At 37.6% G+C, this 16,462-nt stretch carries 17 protein-coding genes and 1 pseudogene; all 18 read right to left on the bottom strand.

The features are described from left to right. Positions 1-53 precede the first annotated feature (53 nt). Positions 54-626: a CDP-alcohol phosphatidyltransferase family protein gene (locus CCC17_RS04990; protein WP_055057096.1), complete on the bottom strand. Its 573-nt coding sequence runs from the start codon at positions 624-626 to the stop codon at positions 54-56. Then, the gene (locus CCC17_RS04995) at positions 616-1,680 is read right to left on the bottom strand and encodes an FUSC family protein (protein ID WP_287082621.1); all 1,065 of its coding nucleotides are present in this window, start codon (positions 1,678-1,680) and stop codon (positions 616-618) included. Before CCC17_RS04995 ends, CCC17_RS04990 begins: the two co-directional genes overlap by 11 nt. Positions 1,681-1,713: 33 nt before the next feature. Beyond that, complete coding sequence (locus CCC17_RS05000) at positions 1,714-2,757, bottom strand: HAMP domain-containing sensor histidine kinase (RefSeq protein WP_005347239.1); 1,044 nt, start codon at positions 2,755-2,757, stop codon at positions 1,714-1,716. Next, on the bottom strand, positions 2,757-3,467 hold the full coding sequence (locus tag CCC17_RS05005; RefSeq protein WP_059086533.1) for a response regulator transcription factor: 711 nt from the start codon (positions 3,465-3,467) through the stop codon (positions 2,757-2,759). Before CCC17_RS05005 ends, CCC17_RS05000 begins: the two co-directional genes overlap by 1 nt. Further along, positions 3,446-4,879: a phospholipase D family protein gene (locus CCC17_RS05010; protein WP_287082622.1), complete on the bottom strand. Its 1,434-nt coding sequence runs from the start codon at positions 4,877-4,879 to the stop codon at positions 3,446-3,448. Before CCC17_RS05010 ends, CCC17_RS05005 begins: the two co-directional genes overlap by 22 nt. A 198-nt stretch (positions 4,880-5,077) precedes the next feature. After that, positions 5,078-6,637: a cardiolipin synthase gene (cls, locus tag CCC17_RS05015; RefSeq protein WP_287082623.1), complete on the bottom strand. Its 1,560-nt coding sequence runs from the start codon at positions 6,635-6,637 to the stop codon at positions 5,078-5,080. 35 nt (positions 6,638-6,672) lie between these two features. Continuing rightward, entirely contained in the window at positions 6,673-7,353 is a 681-nt protein-coding gene (locus CCC17_RS05020; protein WP_005347231.1) for a GTP pyrophosphokinase, read from the bottom strand. Between the two features lie 38 nt (positions 7,354-7,391). Beyond that, on the bottom strand, positions 7,392-8,369 hold the full coding sequence (gene bsh, locus CCC17_RS05025) for a choloylglycine hydrolase (protein WP_287082625.1): 978 nt from the start codon (positions 8,367-8,369) through the stop codon (positions 7,392-7,394). Between the two features lie 135 nt (positions 8,370-8,504). After that, complete coding sequence (locus tag CCC17_RS05030) at positions 8,505-8,909, bottom strand: hypothetical protein (RefSeq protein WP_072522478.1); 405 nt, start codon at positions 8,907-8,909, stop codon at positions 8,505-8,507. Positions 8,910-8,916: 7 nt separating this feature from the next. Further along, positions 8,917-9,213: a hypothetical protein gene (locus CCC17_RS05035; RefSeq protein WP_119240213.1), complete on the bottom strand. Its 297-nt coding sequence runs from the start codon at positions 9,211-9,213 to the stop codon at positions 8,917-8,919. Positions 9,214-9,222: 9 nt separating this feature from the next. Beyond that, positions 9,223-9,954 (bottom strand): annotated as a pseudogene (locus CCC17_RS15005) (DUF6017 domain-containing protein); the annotation flags it as partial. Between the two features lie 361 nt (positions 9,955-10,315). Continuing rightward, entirely contained in the window at positions 10,316-11,611 is a 1,296-nt protein-coding gene (gene ltrA / locus CCC17_RS05045; RefSeq protein ID WP_155177828.1) for a group II intron reverse transcriptase/maturase, read from the bottom strand. Between the two features lie 597 nt (positions 11,612-12,208). Then, positions 12,209-12,400, bottom strand: coding sequence for a hypothetical protein (locus tag CCC17_RS05050; RefSeq protein ID WP_287082626.1), 192 nt, complete (start codon positions 12,398-12,400; stop codon positions 12,209-12,211). A gap of 21 nt (positions 12,401-12,421) precedes the next feature. Further along, on the bottom strand, positions 12,422-13,426 hold the full coding sequence (locus CCC17_RS05055) for an aldo/keto reductase (protein ID WP_287082627.1): 1,005 nt from the start codon (positions 13,424-13,426) through the stop codon (positions 12,422-12,424). A 10-nt stretch (positions 13,427-13,436) separates the two neighbouring features. Beyond that, entirely contained in the window at positions 13,437-14,204 is a 768-nt protein-coding gene (locus tag CCC17_RS05060; RefSeq protein WP_015526521.1) for a carboxymuconolactone decarboxylase family protein, read from the bottom strand. A 28-nt stretch (positions 14,205-14,232) separates the two neighbouring features. After that, entirely contained in the window at positions 14,233-14,703 is a 471-nt protein-coding gene (locus CCC17_RS05065) for a flavodoxin (RefSeq protein ID WP_005426704.1), read from the bottom strand. Positions 14,704-14,829: 126 nt separating this feature from the next. Further along, entirely contained in the window at positions 14,830-15,708 is an 879-nt protein-coding gene (locus CCC17_RS05070; protein WP_021650153.1) for a LysR family transcriptional regulator, read from the bottom strand. 27 nt (positions 15,709-15,735) lie between these two features. Then, on the bottom strand, positions 15,736-16,161 hold the full coding sequence (locus CCC17_RS05075) for a GNAT family N-acetyltransferase (protein ID WP_129976200.1): 426 nt from the start codon (positions 16,159-16,161) through the stop codon (positions 15,736-15,738). Positions 16,162-16,462: the final 301 nt, after the last annotated feature.

Below are 16,462 nucleotides of genomic sequence, written 5' to 3' on the forward strand. Positions count from 1 at the left end.
GATTCCCGCTTATCTTCCTAAATATTTTTCTAGTCATTGTAATATAAAATTGCTTATACAGTCTCTTCCTTAAGAGTCCTGGTATTCTGGATAATATACAGAGCGACCGATATGACCATCATTATAGCGCACAAACCAATCAACAGATCTGATACCATCGGTGTAATGTGGAACCATATAATATGCACCGCTGCAGTTCCATATAATAAAAAGGTTACTATCTTTCCATGCCAGTCTGCACCATGTACTTTTCCTGTCTTTCGTATCACAAGACATCCACTGACTACCATATACAGCTCCTTACCTGCCATTATTACGATTAAAAGAAGCACATGCGGAAAACGAGTAAACAGACAGATTAACATCGCTGCCTGTGTCAGCTTATCAGCCACCGGATCAAGTATTTTTCCTAAATTACTAATCCTATGGAATCTTCTTGCGATATATCCATCAGCAAGATCCGTAAGACCAGACAGCAATAAGATTTCACCAGCTAACAGAGGATTTTTCTTTACACAATAACTCCATATAATTACCGGAATCAGACAAAGCCGAAAAAAAGAAAGAAGATTAGGAACCGTAATAATTCTATTCAAATTTTCTTCCTGATTCACTTCACTCTGCATGTACGGTCATCTCACTTTCCTTTTTTTTAGACATAAACCAATAAAATATAACACAAAATGCTAAAGCAAACACAACACCAAAAACATTTTGAATCACTCTAAGACTAACCGCTCCTTGTAGTCCATAAGTCTCTGCAGCAATGGCTAAAGCACCAAATGTGTTAAATACTGCCTGCCAGCCATATTGTGCTGAAAATCCTACACCGATTCCACCAAGAATTCCTATATATGCATAGATTGACGAAGGAAGCAGAAAATATAATACTGTAAAACATATAACACCTGCAATATTTCCGACAATCCTTTTACGGACTCTGTAGTGCATATCTTCCATAAACGGCAAAATCGCGGACATGGCCGCAATACCAGCCCACATTGCACGTGGCATATTACAAAGTTCTGCAATGCAAAGGACAATCGGTACGCATAAAATCTGACATATCTGCCATTTTGTTCTGGAAGAAGTGATATCAAATTCTTGTATCAGATCTTTCAGATTTCTTTTATAAGTTCTGTTTTTATGATTTCGATAAAATACGAAGCAGGTAAGTGCTGCACCTAAAGCCATTCCGACTAATCGCATCTGATAGCTTTTTCCCGTAACATCATAACCATATAGCAGCAGATACCCAAGAACCAATGTAGATTGATTAAACATGAATGGATTATGGCATCCGAACAGAATCAACACAGCCAGTGCCGCAATATTTAACAGCATTCCCAATACCGGTGAAAACTGATTTGCTAAATGCGGACATACAGTCATAATTACAAAGAACAAAGCCAAAAGCATCGTAGATTGTCCGGTGTGGATCCCCAGATCCGCATTTCTAAACACCATGAGACATAATAAGACTACTACACCTACAATGCTGTTCTCATTTCCAAATAGGATGCGGAAAATACTAACAAAGAAAAAACAAAATGCCATTGTAACAGCTATCTTCACCAGATATACCCACATATGATATAATTTTTCTTTTAGTGTTTCACTCTTTTTCAACAGGTTTTTAGAACCTGCCTGATTTAACTGCAACTCCTGATAAAATGTCATATAAATCCTCCCATCTTCTAATTTATCTTAAAACTATATAATCTCATCTTTCTGCTTTGGCAGCTCTATAACAAATCTGCATCCACCATATTCACGGTTTTCTGCTTTGATTGTTCCTCCGGCACTATCTACAATCCGTTTTACAAGTGCAAGACCTAGGCCATTTCCTTCTGCTTTATGAGATCCATCTACCTGATAGAACTTGTCAAATATTCTGGATTTTACATCATCCTCTATTCCGGGTCCTTCATCTTCCAGAATGAACTTAACAGAATCCTGTTCTTGTTTCAGAAACATCGTAATTGTCCCCTTTGAAGGGCTGAACTTAATCGCATTATCCAAAAGATTTATCCAGATATGCATAAAAAGTCCTTCATTCCCAGTATATTTAACTTCCTCCAATTCTACCTGAAAACCAATTTCTTTTTCTGTCCATTTTGTTTCCAATGAAAGAAATGCCTGGCGGATCTGTTCATCCAGACGATATTCTGTTTTTTTCATTGGTATATTCTGATTCTCTAACTTGGATAACAGCAAAATATTACCAACCAATCCGGAAAGTCTTTGGGTGTTAAATAAGATTTTTTCTACATATTCCTCTTGATCCGGAGACAGTTCTTCTCCCTGAAGTAGCATTGTATATCCTTCAATGGCATTAATCGGGGTCTTAAACTCATGAGAAACATTAGATACAAAATCCATCTGCAGCACCTCTGTTGCACGAAGTTCTTTTGTCATAACGTTAAAACTTTGATAAGATTCTCCAACTTCTGCTATACGGCTGTTCGTTTCCAAATGCTGTTCAAAATCTCCCTGAGAAACTTCCTTCATTGCTTTACTAAGTCTGGTAATTGGTTCCAGTAACTTTGCATTGATAAAGGAAGTGATCAGCCCTGCAATCAATGTATTGAAAATCAAAAGCCAGCCAAGCACAGGTATGCTGCCCGGCAGATTAAAAAAATGATTCAAAAAAGCAAATAATAAAGCAGATATGACTGTTGAAAATACAAGTGCCAGCCAGATTGCACCAGTCAGACAGGATCGGATCCGCAATCCTTTTTCTTTCTTTTGTTCCATTATTTTTTCACCACCTTGTATCCAATTCCACGCATTGTTACGATTTCAAAATCAGGGTTATCTTTAAAACGCTCTCTGATTCTTCCTATATGTACCTCTATCGTATGTGGGTCTGCCTCCGTCTCGTATCCCCATACTTCATCCATCAACTGTTGTTTTGTAAATGTTCTGCCTGGCGAAGCTGCAAGCTTATATAAAAGCAGGAATTCTTTTTTAGGCAAAACAAAACTTTCCTTATCAGTTGTAACCGTCATTGCATCATAATCAAACTCTGTTGAACCGATCACAATTTTGTGTTCATTCAGTATCTGTGCACGGCGAAGCAGTGCTACGACTCTTAAAACCATTTCATTCACATTTACCGGTTTTACCATATAATCGTCACTTCCCGAAAGAAATCCCTGGCGCATATCATCAAAGGAACCTTTCGCAGTGATCATAAGCACTGGTATCTGATATCCTGCTGAACGAAGTTCTGACACCAGTTCATAGCCATCCATAACCGGCATCATAATATCAGAAATGATCAGATCAATATATTCCTTATCCAATACTTCTAATGCCTGTGCTCCATCCGATGCACTTTTGACTTGATATCCATTCTTCTCAAGCACTTTTTGGAATAGCTGGCTTAATTCTTTATCATCTTCTACAATCAATATTTGAAACACGTTTTCCTTCCTCCTTATTAAAACAGATACCTTGCCCATCCAAGCAGATGCTGTACCAAAAATATTTTTCTCTGACGTTTCTTTGTTAATTCGATTGGCTCTACATGATATGGATCATTATAAGTTCCGCCTTCTAATATCTGGCGGGACACTTTTTCATATTCCATCATGCCCTCTTCCAACTGTTTATTAATATCTTTACTGCGAATTACAAGCATCAGTTCCGTATCCAGATATGCACTTCTCATGTCCATATTAAAGGAACCGATTACAGACAGATCATCGTCAATCAGAATACTTTTTCCGTGGTATGAATAACCGCCTTCATATTCCCAGATATTAATTCCTGTACTTAAGATTCTATTTCTGTTTTTCGCATAATCGGCAGCCCCAAATGGATTCCCATTATTCGCAACTGAATTTGTCATGATAGAAAAATCTGAAACGTTCTCTGCAATCTCCTCCCATGTATTATACATCATATCATTACAGATAATATATGGCGTGTGGATCTTCACACGATTTTTTGCATTTTTCATCAATTCTCCCAACTGATACCACACTACTGGTTCTTTGGAACCTGTGTGAATAGGATTTGACACTAATGTAATCTTTTCTGTCTCAAAAGTTTCGTCCGTATAATTGGTCTCGCAGATTCTTTCCTTATTCTCTTCAAAATATTTCTGATAGTTGTTCTGCAGCTCTAAAACTGCGTTCTTTACAGATTTTCTATTTGCCAGTTTTTTATTGTTATGAAAATAACCACTGTCTTCCTGATTCCATATGGTTTCAAAATACTCTGACAACTGGTTAACTGAATTTTCTTTCTCAGGTTCATCGCAAACCACTAACACGTCTCTGTCATAGTTCTTATGTCCCGGAAAATCACCCAGGAAATAATTGTATGTATTTCTTCCCCCAAGAATATATCTCTTTCCATCTGCAATCAAATATTTATCATGCATTCTACCCATCATTTTCCACGGTTTCAACGGATTGGCCTTATTATACAGTTTAATTTCAACATTCTCATGGGAAGATAATCCATAGAAATACGGATTTCCTTCCATATCAATCCAGCTCTCCATTCCATCTACTAACAGACGAATATGTACACCTCTGTCTGCCGCATCATGCAGTGCTCCTAAAATCAATTTTCCACTTTCATCGGATTGAAATGCAAAAGTAGAAAGAATAATTTCCTTTTTTGCATTCTTGATCAAACGCACTCTTTGTAAAAGTGCTTCTGGATTCTTTTCTATGATTACTGCCCGTTCTGTATTTTCACTGCATTCGTTCCATGACCCATTTTTTGTTTCTTTTTTGGTTGTATTGGACACTTCCGGCTGCTTTTTATATGCAACGCAGATTCCGAGCAATTCATAAAAAGCCACACATAAAAAAATTGCCAGTATAACAAGAAGGATTTTACATATTTTATGCTTTTTCATTGTACATCACCTGATTCCTTTTTATTTCATACTTATACAATACAAAGTCAATCTCAATTTAACCTCAACAAGGTTTGTTTTTTTCATCCATGCAAAATCTTCTTTGTACAACAGACTGTTAGATATAGCAAAAACGGCCTTTCAAAAACAGTTAACTTCTAAATCAACTGTTTTTTGAAAGGTCGTTTCATCAGATTCTTATAGCAATCCAGCAAATAATCTCATAAATAATTGTCCCAGTCGCAAATATGCACTTCGTCCGGTTTGATATTGGTCTGTCACATCACGACATTCTCCCATCGTTCTTATCAGATCATTTTTTATTTCCACAACTGCCTGACAATCTGCCATAAAACAGCCGTTTTCAAAATGGTGATATAAACTTCGATAATCCAGATTAATTGTTCCACAAGTTGCCATACAGTCATCTGCCACACTCATTTTTGCATGACAGAAACCAGGAGTCCACTCATAAACACGAACACCATGTTTAACTAATCCATGATAAAAAGAACGAGTTATATTATAAATGAATTTTTTATCAGGGATACCAGGTGTGATAATTCTTACGTCTACCCCTCGCTTAGCAGCCAGACATAACGCATGCGTCATTTCATCTGTTATGATTAGATATGGAGTCATAAACCAACAATATTTTTCAGCTTTATTTATCATACTGATATAAACTTCTTCTCCTACTTGTTCATTATCCATAGGGCTGTCTGCATAAGGTTGAACAAACCCAGTTTGCTGTGCCGCATAATCATAGTGGAAAAGGTATTTACTAAAATCAGAATCATTAGCAGCCTTATCACTTACTGCATTCCACATTTCCAAAAATGTCACCGTAAGCGACTGAACAGCATCTCCTTCTAAACGAATACCTGTATCTTTCCACTGTCCATACGGGTGTGTGTAATTAAAATATTCGTTTGCTAGATTATATCCACCTGTAAATCCGACTTTTCCATCAATAACTGTTATTTTTCTATGATCACGATTGTTCAAAAACAGATTTAAACCTGGCACAAACGGATTGAATACACGGCAATGAATTCCTATTGCCTCCATCTTTTTCACAAAATCTGTGTTAATAAAGCCTATAGAACCCATATCATCGTAGAATACTCTAACTTCCACACCTGCTTTTACTCGCTCTTCCAGAACATCTTGAATCTTATGCCATGCTTCAGCGTCTTCTATCGCATGATATTCCATAAAGATAAACTTCTGTGCTTTCTCCAAATCCTTAAGCTGTGCCTCTAATCCTTTCACTGCTTCATCAAAATACACAATATCCGTATTCTGATAGATTGGATACTGCGAATTTCTTTGTATGTAACTTGCTATATTTCCTGCTTTCGGAATTGTTTCTTTTATTTTGCTCAAACACTCCTGACTGTCCGGAAGCATTGGTAACAATTTGCTATCAATTTCTGCATATCGCTCACGCATTTTATGTGTGCCACCATTCAAACCAATCAACAAATACAGGCCTACACCCATAATTGGGAAAATTAGAATTAAGATGACCCAAGGCATTTTCATAGAGGATGTCTTATTTGATGCGTACAATCCCAAAACCAAGATCCCACTCAAAATCCTTGTAAATAAATTTATGATTTCTGCATATTCATTCAAGCGTGTTACGATAGTAATAATAAAAATCACTTCCAGAAGAATGCAGATTATAGAAAAACACAGTCGTTTTACCCCATTTTTTGTTTTTGCTTTGCCCTCTAAAGTATCTTGTTTCATATATATTCCACCTTCCTACTTGCTCAGTTTTCTCCCTAAATTTCGTGGAACATACCAATTTTGTCTTTTATTCTCTGCATTTCATTATCTGCTTCAATGATAGCTCTTGCAGAATGAAGTAATTCTTCACTTATCTCATCATAGCCAGGCATTTCTTCAATTCCTTTTTTATAGCGAAGTTGATGTTCCAATGTTGCCCAGAAATCCATACCATTGGTTCGAATCTGTAATTCTACACGCATAGGTGTTTTACCCTTAGCAAAAAATACTGGTATTTCGACAATCATATGATAGCTTCGATAACCATTCGATTTTGGATTTTTTATATAATCTTTTATTTCAATAACTTTAATATCATCCTGTTGGGTAATCAAATCTGATATCATATAAATATCGTCAATAAACGCACAAACTATTCGAACGCCTGCTACATCATTGAGATATGTCTGTATATTTTCTGTTGTAAATTCATATCCCATCTTCTGCAGTTTATCGTAAATACTATTGGGCTTCTTAATTCTTGTTTTTATAAAAGAAATAGGATTTCGATTGTTCTCAACTGAAAATTCATCATCCAAAACCTCAAGTTTAGTTTGTATCTCCCGAATAGCACAACGATACATCATCATTAAATTATAAAATTTTGTAGCATTATTTAAAAACTGTAGTGATTCCGGACTGTTCATCCTGAGTTTTTTTACTTCATCTTTTGTCATGGAATTTTCCTTTCTACCTCATCCCTGATTTCAAAACATTATTTATTTTGATAGTTGATTCGTTCTCCTTGAATTACTGGATAACAAATCATTTTATCACTATCCAGATTTTCTACATGCATATCTACTGCACTGATCTGATGGTTTTCATAAGTATTGTAATAATAAATACCTTTTGTAACATTACAACACGACGTATACAATGTGATTTCATATTTTCCATCCGCTACTTCGCAACATCCTCGTTGCTGATCCACAGATCCGAGAATGTGGAAGAATTGGCTAACGCTTTCTTCCTCTGATTCACCTGAAATTGCATTTACCTTTGTAAAAGCTACACGTACAAAGCGTGAGGAAGATGAGAGATCTCCCGGAAGACCTAATCCTCCCATACCTCTACTATATGCATCAAGAGCCAAATTTTCGCAGAAAGTATTTCTGGGCTGTTTAGGAGATAAATACATATAATTATTTAGTTGAAACATCTGCTGTGGAAATGGCGGATTATTCGTAAGCACTCCTACTGGATTGTCATAAATATGCAAACCATCTGACATAGATTCTACCGTAATTGACTCATTCTCATCAGAAATGATCCAGTGTAATTGTGCTAATGGTAATTGCTCGCTGAAAGGAGTATTAACAATATTAATTCGTTCAAGAAGCTCGCGAACTTCAACTAAAGAAGAACACTGACTTAAAATCCACGGAATAAATTCAAACTGTGCAATATTTTCCACATCTGGCTTAATCGCGTCATAAACAGCATTTCCGACAAAATTCAGTCCTGCCATTGCCACTCCTTTTTCATTCATAGCATCATAATACAAAGGATAATCCTCTGCAACATGAGCCATTCCAATAATTGCATAATGATTTTTCATATCGCCAACATGGCGAAAATTAAACGCATAATTACGTGGTGTAATTACTATCTGATCACCATAAGAGAATTCATAATCGAGGGTTCGTCCAAAGTAAAAATCTTTTGTTTTATAAGTTGCTGCTGTACACATGATCATTTATCCTCCTAAATAGATTGAAATATGTCAATGAGTTTTTTTCTTGAACAATAGTATAGCACAATTCTTTTATTTTGTTCCAACTTCATACATGATCATAACATGTAGACTTTAAACTATTTTCCTAGATTATTTCTCCATCAGTTTTTCAAACCAGGTATCCATAGCTAGGATGAATTGACCTACGTCTGGCAATTCTTGCAGCATTTCGTTTAGGGTTTTGTGCTTCACATATTTCTGCACATACACCCAACAGGCAACGCTACTGGCTTCTGATACAATGTCAGCTATGGTTTGGCGCATAAGCTCTTCAAATTCAGCAATTTCTTCTTTCGGAACAACATCATACAGTGTTGGTGCCTGATGACTTATTTTTACTCCATTTTCATTTGCATCTTTAAGCAGATTCTTAACTTTTTCTCTTGAATCCTCCGGTACTTTCATGTATTCCCACATAAATGCTACCACATCGGCTGGTGTGTCTTTTTTAAGTGGTGGTAGCTGAATATAATCATTGTTTTCGCTCATTTTCATATCCTCCTCACGATATAATAAAATCAATAATACATTCTCTTGTCATGTCCAGTACAGTATCTACGAACACTCCTGCAAACAGGATCAGATACAGAATAACACTCAGCGCAAACAGGAATGCAACCTGTACCCAGTCATGGTAACAGTATGCAGTTGCTATAATCAACAAAGTGAATATAAATCCAAGGATTCCTCTGACAACCGCATAAGTCTGTACTGTCATCTTCACTGCCAGGCCGATCACAAAAAGGATCAGCCATACCGGCAGTAATAATATCTTTCCAGCAAGTTTTAAAATAAACATGTGCACCTCCTATCTTACCAGTCCTGGCATATCATGGTTCACCTCTGCCTGATAATACCCGTTCATCGTTGACGGTGCATTAAACAGGGCTGCTAATAAATATTTCTTGATGTTCTTCACCTTTGTGGTGTTACCACTCATACAGTGTAAGACATACTCGATATGTGAATAGGTCAGCATCAGAAATTTTTTCTTCACCAGTGATGCCGGATACCAGTTGCTGGCAATCAAGATCTTGTCATTTTTACACATCACAGTCTCTACGATCAGGTTCACGATTTCATCTACCTGTCGCATATCGTCATGATGGGTTACTTCCAGTGATTCATAATCAACAGTCTCTTTGACCAGTTTTTCATAAGCCTGATATTCCTCAGTAGAATTATCGCCATCGGATCGATTCTCATCTGCAGATACGATTTGATTAGATTTATTATCATTCATTTCAGTATCACTAAGATTAGTATTATTAGGGTTTGAAATGTAAACTTCTTGAAGTTTGTTTTCGGGACTTCTAGAAGTTTGATTTTGGGACTTCATGAAGTTTGAAATGTAAACTTCTGTAGATTCCTCATTTTCCACAGAAGTTTGTTTTCTAAACTTCTTTAATTCCTCTTCAAATTTTTTCTTATCTGTTTTCTCAGGCATAAAGGTTTTCACGTAGATAACGTTCACCTTTCCAAATCCCTGTCTGCGTTTCTCAATCAGACCAATTCCTGTTTCGTCATCCAGTTCTCTGACATTTCTTTGTCCTCTTTTCTTTGAATTATGAAAGAAAGATTATCCCTTCATATAACGAAACGCTCAGAGCCTGTTTTACAGTGGTCAAAAGCAAATTTTTTTACTTTTTTTCTTACGAGTTTTCTTGCGAGTTTTTTTAATGCCACTCGTAAGAAACTCGTAACATTAGATTTCTGCATTTTCTTGAAATTAAGTAAAAGAAAAAGAGCATATGGAATTGAATCCATACACTCTATGATTACTGAAACTTTATTTCATTTTTAATTCAACAGTCGAGTAGACTAAGACCTCTCAATCTTAGCCCCTCACAGATCCGTACGTGCGGCTTTCCCGCATACGGCTCCTCATAGTAACATTTGCTTCAATATAAACAATAGTACGTTTTAGGTTTTGCTAACGGGTAATACTTGAGCATTTCCACAAATCCATTCCATGTGTATGCCCGTCTACAACCTCTCCGATTCATGGCTTTGAATAGAAACTGTTGTACTCTATGCAGGAATGTTGTTATCTTCCGAAAATTCCATGTAACACCATAATACCGATAGTGTCCAATTAGTTTTACGTTCAACTCTTTAATTATTTCTCGCATTGGTCGATTTCGATTATCGTAAATCCAGTTCTTGTATGCTCTAACCTTTTGCTCAAACTTCTTTCTTGAAGTCTGTACCTTTGGCACGAAACCTCCCTTTCGAGTTTTGCTACAGTAGAAGGTAAACCCTAGAAAATCAAATGTTTCAGGCTTACATTCTCCTCTTGCTCTACGATTCTGCTCTGCAAATCTCCCAAATTCAATCAGTCTGCTTTTACTACTTTCCAGCTCCAGTCCAAACTTTTCCATTCGTTCCTTTAACTCTTTATAGTATCTTTCAGCTTCTGACTTATATTGAAATCCTGCAACAAAATCATCCGCAAAGTTGACGAGAAAACACTCTCCCTGCATTTCCCTTTGCACCACCAGCTTAAACCACAGCGTCAGCACATGATGCATGTATATATTTGCAAGCATCGGACTCATTACTGAGCCTTGTGCCGAACCTTCCTCTGTTGGCTCGAATTTTCCTTGCTCCATTATTCCTGCTTTAAGGTATTTACGTATTAGCCACAATAAGTTCTTATCCTGTATATTCCATTCAAGGAACTTCATCATCCAATCATGGTCGATATGGTCAAAGAAACCTTTGATATCGGCATCTACGATATAGCTGATTTTTCCATAGCTTATCCGTTGGTATACTTCTTTTATTGCTTCGTGACACCCCCTATTCGGTCTGAATCCATACATGCAGTTTAGGAATCTCGGTTCATAAATAGCTCCCAGTATTTTCTTCACTGCCATTTGTACAATCTTATCTTCATAGGAAGCAATCCCTAATGGTCGTTTCTTTCCATTTCCTTTAGGTATATATACCCTCAGTGACGGAAGTGGCTTAAAGGATTTGTTTTTCAACCTCTGTACCAGTTCCTTGATATTTCTATCAAGGTTCTTCCCATACTCATCCTTAGTTACCTTGTCAATTCCGACTGCTTTGTTCCCATCTAATTCCTTATGGCATTGCTTTAGCATATCTTCATTTATCAAGTGGTACACTGATGTAAATATAGGATGTTTTGATGTTGCCGATATCTCAGCTATTCTCACTAATTTCGTTTCCATTATTTCCTCCGTCCCTGAGTACGGATAATGTGTCCTCAGTAAGACCTTTACTATGCAATCCCCTTCCCTCCATCGGCATTGCCCGATTTCCACAGTACTATGGGATTGTCCGACCACCTACCATTCATTTGAAATCCTCCGTTTTCAGTTGCAACTTCATACTCTTCTTCGAGAAATGGCAGGTTCTCCCCAGTTGATGTGTATTCATAATGTAAAACATGATTGGTTCTCTGACTCCGCAGTGCCACATAACACTCGCCATATCGCATTATATGATATTGTCTTCCGCACCAGTTAAGACGTCGACCGACTGAAGTTAACGTTTCGAAGCTCAATCACTATTCAACCCTGCTTTCTTGCTGTCTACGCTTGTCAGATGCCGTTACCGGCATCGTCCCAAGACTCGCTATTATCTGGTTGGCTAAACCTTGGATAAACCGGAATCCCACCGGCTTGACTACACACCCTTAGCTGGGCGCACAACTGGAAGTTGACTATCAACTGATAATCAAAAATATCATTCCTAAAATTGCAAATCCTTCACAGATCGCAATTATCTAAAATCTGTCGAGCTCTTCGTATAGAAAAACAGTAATTTCATTCTTTCGAAATTTTTAATTCTACCTCTCCGTTACTCAGCAATTCTACAACCTCACGCTCTGGCATATTCATTTTTCCCAGTCTTACCTCTTGTTTATCATCGTTCACGGAATCCTTGTTAGAACTACCACATGCAACCAGACAGGCTGTGAGGATAATTTCCAGAATAACTGATAAATATTTCTTCATATGGCTACACCTAGTTCTTTATTATTTCTTTTCATCAAGCAAAATAACACCTTGTGCCGGATTTTTATCAATTGCACCAACTATCTCATGTGGAACATATGGCTCTTCAAGATATGCAAGGTCTTCGGCAGTTAATTTAATGTCAAATGCTCCGGCTGAATCATCCAGATACTGCGTTTTGGTTGCCCCAATAATAGGCGATAGAATTCCCTTTGCCCACTGCCATGCAATGGCTATCTGGGACATTTTGCAGTTATACTTTTCGGCAAGCTCCGCTACACGTTTAACTATCTGCATGTCTTCCGCTTCAGTCTTATCATATTTTCCCATGGCAACCCTATCCGTGGTTCCACGAAGAGACTCTGATTTCCACTGTGGTCTTGCCAGATGTCCGGCTGCAAGAGGGCTATACGGCATTAACGAAACTTTCATTTGCTTACAAATTGGTAGCAATTCTCTCTCATCCTCTCTGTAAAGCAAATTATAATGATTCTCCATCGCAGAAAATGGTGTCCATCCATTGTCTCTTGCGGCTAACTGCATATTATAAAACTGATATCCATACATGGCAGATGCACCAAGTGCCCTGACCTTTCCTGCTTTTACCAGATCGTGCAGTGCCTCCATAGTTTCTTCAATTGGTGTATCATAGTCAAATCTATGGATGATATATAAATCAAGATAGTCGGTTCCAAGACGTGACAGAGTTCCATCTATTTCCCTCATGATTGCCTGTCTTGATAAACAACCTTCATTAAAATATACCTTGGATGCAATCACAACCTGATTTCTCGCTACATTTTTCTTCAATACTTTACCTAAATATTCCTCACTTGTTCCTGCTGAATATCCATTTGCTGTATCAAAAAAGTTATATCCCAAATCAAGTGCATGCTTGATAACATTCTCACTTTCAGCTTCATCCAACGTCCAGTCATGCATGGTTCCAGCTTTCCCAAAACTCATGCAGCCCACACATAATTTTGACACTTCTATATCTGTATTTCCGAGTTTACCGTATTCCATAGTGCTCTCCTTATCTTAATCCAGCGTACTCTTTCTCCGATACCGCCTCACACCACTCATTGGAACAATCCACTCCCGGCACCTCAATTGCCAGATGGGAAAACCATTCATCCGGAGCGGCCCCATGCCAGTGCTTTACATCTACCGGAATGTTAATACAGTCACCCGGTTTCATTTCTACCGCATCCCTGCCTTCTTCCTGATAAAACCCTCGGCCGGCTACACATACTAAGATCTGCCCGCCACCGCTTTTTGCATGATGAATATGCCAATTATTCCTGCATCCGGGTTCAAATGTCACGTTGAAAATGCCAACCTGAGAAGTGGAAATCGGTGCAAGAAAACTTCTGCCAGAAAAATACTGTGCAAAGCCATCATTTGGTGCACCAATTGGAAATACCATCTCTTTTGCATGCGCCCGCATTGCTTCCTCTTCGTATGGTAAATCTCCTTCACCTGCCTCCCACACTTCCTTTGCAAGATTGAAAACAGCCCATGCTTTTGGCCATCCTGCATAAAATGCGACATGTGTGATTACTGCGGCAATCTCTTTTTGTGTTACACCATGATTTTTTGCATTTTGAAGATGATATTTTAAAGAAGAATCTGTAATTCCGGAAGCCATCAGAGCAACCACTGTGATGATACTTCTTGTTTTTACGTCGATGTCCTGGTTATTCCAGTTTTCGCCGAAAAGTACATCATCGTTAAAATGTGCAAATTCCGGTGCGAATTCACCAAGTGTATTTCTTCCTGCTGTCTGTACTATTTTTCCCATTTTCTGTATACCTCCATAGCACTGTTATTTATAAAGATTTTACCCACTCACTGATTTCCTGTTTTGTTCCACGGTTTAACAGGCTGCCTTCTGTGATAACCGCATCCGGTGCAGATGGCTGTAATTCCTTTACAGTATTACCGAATCCACTTCCACCGGATGTTGCAAAGAGCACAATCTTTTTGCCACTGAAATCATAGGCTTCCAAAAATGTATTGACAATTGTCGGAGCTACATACCACCAGATTGGGAATCCCAGAAGGATCTCATCATAAGAACTCATATCCATCTTTTTCTTCATAATCTCCGGTCTGTATTTCTTATCACTCATTTCCACACTGCTGCGGGATTTTTTATTCATCCAGTCAAGATCAGCCTTTGTATATGGAACTTTTGGCTCAATCTCAAATAAATCCGCTTTTGCTTCCTCTGCAATCATTTCTGCTACTTTTTTTGTTGTCCCGCTTGCACTGAAAAATGCGACTAAATTTTTACTCATAATAAAAATCCCCTTTCTTTGCGAATTTTTCGTATAAAAATAGATGTATAAGATTTGAATTTCTCTTATACATCTATTTTATACCTGATATTTTTATTATGTCTAATGCTTATATTGAATTCCATTCTATGCCTGAAAAGCATTTATTTCTTCTATCATTTTACTGACCGCCAGAGAATATGGAATGTTTCGTCTCCAGGCAATCACAGTACTTGTTGTGATTTCAGGAGAAATTCTTCGCTGTACAAGAATATCCTCCCGCCAATACTTTGCAGCACCTTCGATGGATACCGGATAGCCCAGTCCATTTGCTGCCATAACTCCGGCATTCGTTCCAAGATTACTTGTAAAAGCAATCTGCAGTTTCGAAAAGTCTTTTCCAAACCAATTGGCAAGTTCACTTTGAACATTTACTCTTTCCGGCAGGATCAATGGTTTTCCAATAAGATCTTCTTTTCTTATAAACTCTTTTTCTGCCAGCGGATCATCCGGCCGCATTCCAACACACCAGTGATCGCAATCTGTGATCCGGATATAATCCAGCCCTTCGGTGTCCACCGGCTCCATGAATAATGCAATATCTACAAGTCCTTTGTTCATCATCTCATACACTGCATCTGCTGTTGCAGTATGCAATACAATCTGAACCAGCGGGTATTTTTCTTTATATGTTTTACATATCTCCGCCAATGTCTCCACCGCTGCAAATTCACCGCATCCAATGGTTATATTTCCCTCTACAACATCTTCTTTTCCTTTCAGTTCCTCAAGTGTTTTTTCCTCAAGATTAAGGATCTCCAGGGCACGCCTTTTTAATAAAATCCCCTCTTCAGTAAGCGAAATTTTCTTCCCGCTTCGAATAAATAATGTTACTCCAAGCTCCTCTTCAAATGCCGCCATTTGTCTGGATAGCGTTGGCTGGGTAATATGCAATTGTTCTGCTGCTTTTGTAAAGCTCTGTTCTTTTGCCACCGTCAGAAAATAGCGCAATAGTCTTAATTCCATATTTTTTATTCCCACAACTTCCGATTTCTATTTTTGTTTCCATAGCATAGTGTACTCTTTTTCACCAGTATCTTCATCCAAACCTTCACATTGAATAATGAACCCTTCTCTTTGGTAAAAAGAAATTGCTCTGGCATTCTTCTGATATACATTTAATCGTAAGCTGACTTTTTTATCCTTAATATAATCCAATAAAAGCTTACCTATGCCACATGACTGCATTTCATCAGAGACAAAAATACCTTCGATATATTCATCATTTAGTCCTACAAATCCTTGTATCATTTTATCTGCTTCAAACACATAAACTTCGGATTGTGACAGCATTTCTTTCACTAATTCATAATTACTTTTCCAGTATTGATTGGAAATAAAATAATGTGCTTTCAGATTTGTCTTTAACCATATGTCAGCGACTCTATCGATATCTCTGTTCAGCAACTTTCTAATCATAACAAATATTCTCCACAACAACATCCTTTATGCTTTTCTCTTTTATCTATTCTATCACAAGCTCACCATTAATCATCATTTTTTTGATATTTTTTCTTTTCCCCTACTGCAAAACAGCATCTGAGCGTTTCGTTATATAGAGGGGTACACATACAGAGCAAAACTAAAATGTTAGCTGGAAATTGATCCTTTTGAATGGAATTTTGTGTCACGAACGTGTTTAGAAAATAACAAAAGCGTTCGTTGTCAGCTAATCCAGCTAACATTTTCGAACGCTTTGAAGCCCGTCGCCAAGAGGATT

This window comes from Blautia sp. LMAG:36 (assembly GCF_008680535.1).
In the GTDB taxonomy this organism is placed as follows: domain Bacteria; phylum Bacillota; class Clostridia; order Lachnospirales; family Lachnospiraceae; genus Blautia_A; species Blautia_A fusiformis.